The 652-nt window shown below is 60.0% G+C and carries 1 pseudogene; it reads right to left on the bottom strand.

Going from position 1 to position 652, the window contains the following annotated elements:
• Positions 1–67: 67 nt before the first annotated feature.
• Positions 68–652: pseudogene (gene sucC / locus ACZYTC_RS34225) on the bottom strand (succinate--CoA ligase subunit beta); the annotation flags it as partial.

Below are 652 nucleotides of genomic sequence, written 5' to 3'. Positions count from 1 at the left end.
AAGGTGCCGTTCTTGCCAGTGAAGCCCTGGCAGATCACTCGGGTTTGCTTGTTGATCAGGATCGACATTACTTGGCTTCCCGCACGGCTTTGACAATCTTCTGGGCGGCATCGTCGAGGTCGTCGGCAGCAATCACATTGAGGCCGGATTCACGGATGATCTGCTTGCCGAGTTCGACATTGGTGCCTTCGAGCCGCACCACCAGCGGGATCTTCAGGCCGACTTCCTGCACCGCGGCGATCACGCCCTCGGCGATCACGTCGCATTTCATGATGCCGCCGAAGATGTTGACCAGGATGCCCTTCACTTTCGGATCGGCCGTGATGATCTTGAAGGCCGCCGTCACCTTCTCCTTGGTGGCACCGCCGCCGACATCCAGGAAGTTGGCCGGCTCCTCGCCATAGAGCTTGATGATGTCGAGCGTGGCCATGGCCAAGCCAGCCCCGTTCACCATGCAGCCGATCGAGCCGTCGAGAGCGATGTAACTGAGATCGTAGCGCGAGGCCTCGATCTCCTTGGGATCCTCTTCCGACTCGTCGCGCAGCGCCACGATGTCGGGATGGCGGTAGAGGGCGTTGGCATCAAAGCCCATCTTGGCGTCCAGGCATTTGAGCTGGCCGTCCTTGGTGACGATCAGGGGATTGATCTCCAG

The organism is Labrys sp. F242 (assembly GCF_057813875.1).
The sequence above is the reverse complement of the archived record's forward strand: the minus strand, read 5'-3'. Positions and strand labels throughout refer to the sequence as shown.